The 2,730-nt window shown below is 66.4% G+C and carries 2 protein-coding genes; one reads left to right on the top strand and one right to left on the bottom strand.

The genetic code is table 11. The annotated features are described in order from the left end of the window. The first annotated feature begins 146 nt into the window (after positions 1-146). Positions 147-1,298, top strand: coding sequence for a glycoside hydrolase (locus tag ACQKIP_RS44605; protein ID WP_427745610.1), 1,152 nt, complete (start codon positions 147-149; stop codon positions 1,296-1,298). A gap of 26 nt (positions 1,299-1,324) precedes the next feature. On the opposite strand, the gene ACQKIP_RS44600 is transcribed toward ACQKIP_RS44605, so the two are convergent. Beyond that, positions 1,325-2,686, bottom strand: coding sequence for a hypothetical protein (locus ACQKIP_RS44600; protein ID WP_427745609.1), 1,362 nt, complete (start codon positions 2,684-2,686; stop codon positions 1,325-1,327). Positions 2,687-2,730: the final 44 nt, after the last annotated feature.

Genomic DNA, 2,730 nt, shown 5'->3' with positions numbered 1-2,730 from the left:
AATACAACGTACAATTCTAAAACACGCACACCACCCCCGTCTCCTCCGCCACCGACTACCGCGCCTACCTCGACGAGCACGGCAAGCTGAACTCCCTGAAGCAGAAGATCAAGGAGAACCCGGAGATCAGCCGGATGCTCGGGGCCGTGCACGCCTACGCGTGGGGCGACGCCCGTACGGCGAAGGGCGTGAACGAGCTGCACAAGCTCGGCGTCTCCCGGCTCTGGATCGGTTACGACGCCGACGAGCAGCCGATGGACGAGCAAGCCGTGCGGGCCGCGAAGCAACACGGCTACCTGGTCGGCCCGTACGACTCCTACGCCAACGGCCAGCCCGCCGCGAGCGCCGACAACCCCTCCTCGAAGTGGCCCGGCTCGGTCTACCCGGACTTCTGCGTACGCAACTGGAAGGGCGAGATCAAGGAAGGCTTCGGCGGCCGGGGCTGCTACCTCAGCTCCCAAGCCTTCGAGCAGGCCGAGCCCGGCAAGCACTACTTGGACGACCGGGCGAAGAAGATGACGGCCAACGGCGCCGACAGCTACTTCCTGGATGTCGACGCGGCGGGTGAGCTGTTCTCCGACAGCAGCAAGGACCACCGCATGAACAAGAAGCAGGACCGCGCCAACCGCCTGGCACGGATGCGGAAGCTCGCGTCCGACGACAAGTTCGTCCTCGGCTCCGAGTCGTCCGGCGCCTGGGCCGCCCCTGTACTCGCCTTCAACCACGGTGGGCAGACACCGGTCGCGGACGGTTTGTGGCAGCTGGAGAACGACAAGGAGAAGTGGGGCGGTTACGCGCCGCAGGGCGAGCCCGCGATCTTCTTCAAGCAGGTCAAGCTGCCGTCCGCGCTCGCGAAGGCGATGTACGACCCGCGCTACCACGTCCCCCTGTACGAAACCGCCCTGCACGGCTCCGTCATCAACACCGACCGCTGGGAGATGCCGTACAACAAGCTCCCGGACCAGAAGACCGACCGGGCGCTGATGTCCGCCCTCTACAACACTCCGCTCAACTTCACGCTCGGCGGCAAGAGCCTGACGTCCACGGGCAAGGAGATGGCGGCACTCCAGCGCTACTTCGCGCCCCTGCACAAGGCCGTCGGCACCGAGCGGATGACGGGCTACCAGCGGCTCACCGGTGACGGCACAGTCCAGCGTTCGCAGTTCGGCGACGGAGAGCTGACCGTGACCGCCAACTTCGGTAAGCAGCAGTACGGTTCACTGCCCGGCGGCTGTGTGGACGCCAAGCTCAAGAGCGACGCGAAGCCCCGACGCCTCTGCCCGGCGAAGCTGTCCTGAGCGTTTTCGGCGGGCGCTGAAGGGGGTCATTGCGCGTCGGCTTGCTGATGGATGCTGTCGCCGCGGTTGTTGGTTCCCACGCTGGTGGCAAGGGCCGCGAAGTCCCCCAGGACACCGAACCTGCCCTTGTCGGCCGGCAGCAGGGGTCGTACGGGGCTGTCCTCGGCAAGCTGCTCGGCAAACTGGGCCTTGTAGGCGTTATAGGCCCTGGCCGTGTAACTGGGGTCGGTGATCGCCTTCGCGCGATGGTCGTTGGTGACCGCGATCGACGCCAGGTCCATCAAGTAGGTGTCGATCAGGTCGGTGACGTCCTTGGCCTTGGCGCCCGCCACTCCCACCCGCGCATGCTGGGCGAGCACCCGGGCCATCTCCAGGACGATGTCGCGGTAGATGCCGTGCCGGATGGTGTGCGGGAAGGCCGCCATGACATGGTCGGCCTGGCCCGCACCCTCGGTGTTCATGAACCGCGGCGTCTTCAGAGTTTCCAGGCCAGGTACCAGCAAGGGCATGCCCGCATACAGCTCCTCCTCCTCGGGAATCTTCGTGTTCGCCGAGGCCAGCGGATGCAGGCCGATCTCATGGGCCAGCATGCCCATCACGTAACCGATGTCGTACTTCTCGAAGTAATAGCTCGCCAGGTTGATCTCGACACCCGCATCGCCCCGGTCGTGCACATCGGCCGGAGTTTCCGTCGTCCGCACATGAAGCGTGATCCGGACCGGGCGGTCGCCGACGAACTCCTTGATGGTGCCGTGCTCGTCCAGCAACTCGACGATCCGCATCGCCTTCTCGACGTACCGGTCCGTCTGGTTCAGGTTGGTGAACTCGTAGTTCCCCAGCTTGAAGGTCGCCGGGGCCGGAGCGGCAGGGGTCGGGGCGGCAGGGGTCGCCGTGCTCTCGGTGTCGTTGCTCTGGGGCAGCCTGGGGCGTGCCTCGCCGGTGCCGGTGCCGGTCTGCTCGGGGGCGGCGGGCTTCTGGATGCTGTCACCGCGGTTGTTGACCCCGACACTGGCGGTCAGGCCGGCGAAGTCGCCCAGCACACCCGCCGCGCCCTTGTCGGCAGGCAGCAGAGGTCGTACGGGGCTGTCCTCGGCGAGGTGTTCGGCCAGCTGGGCCTTGTAGGCGTTGTACGCCCTGGCCGTATAGCTCGGGTCCTTGATCGCCCTCCCCCGGTGGTCATTGGTCACCGCGATCGACGCCAGGTCCATCAAGTAGGTGTCGATGAGGTCGGTGACGTCCCTGGCCTTGGCTCCTGGCACCCCCACCCGGACGTGCTGGGCGAGCACCTGCGCCATCTCCACGATGATGTCGCGGTAGATGCCGTGCCGGATCGTGGCCGGGAAGGCCGCCATCACATGGTCCGCCTGGCCCGCGTCCAAGGTATTCATGAACCGCGGGTTCCTCAGCGACTCAAGCCCCGGCACCCGCACCG

The organism is Streptomyces sp. NPDC059900, assembly GCF_050270335.1.
Lineage (GTDB): Bacteria > Actinomycetota > Actinomycetes > Streptomycetales > Streptomycetaceae > Streptomyces.
This window is presented reverse-complemented; position numbering and strand designations above follow the sequence as displayed.

Bases quoted from the DNA above. Each gene is read 5' to 3' on its own strand.
- ACQKIP_RS44600 (WP_427745609.1), bottom strand. From the start codon at position 2,686: ATGAATACCTTGGACGCGGGCCAGGCGGACCATGTGATGGCGGCCTTC.